This is a genomic window from Nostoc cycadae WK-1, assembly GCF_002897135.1.
Taxonomy (GTDB): domain Bacteria; phylum Cyanobacteriota; class Cyanobacteriia; order Cyanobacteriales; family Nostocaceae; genus Nostoc_B.
Map to the genome: position 1 here is coordinate 1 of NZ_DF978465.1, position 290 is coordinate 290.

A 290-nucleotide genomic window follows, 5' to 3' on the forward strand; every position below is an offset into this window, starting at 1 on the left:
GAGTCTCAAAAACAGGCAACTATCGCTAATCTGCGGGAAAAAGCTACAAATATCAAATATTTACTATCAATAGAAGTAAATAATGTAGAGCAATTAATTTCCGCAATTGCGGCAACTGGTGAAAGTAAGTATAAACTCAAGGAAGTTTTGAGTGAAGTTCAATCTAGTTTGTCGGTAGCAATAGAAGCTGTTCGTGAACGCAATATTTTCTCTGGTCATAAAGGTTTTGTCAGGGCGGTGGCGTTCAGTCCTGATGGTAAATATATTGCCAGTGCCAGTGATGACAGCAC

1 protein-coding gene is annotated in these 290 nt (G+C 39.0%); it reads left to right on the top strand.

What is annotated here, in order from left to right; all coding sequences use genetic code 11:
• Positions 1–290: WD40 repeat domain-containing protein (locus NCWK1_RS28775; RefSeq protein WP_146034063.1), on the top strand; the 290-nt coding region annotated here is incomplete at both ends.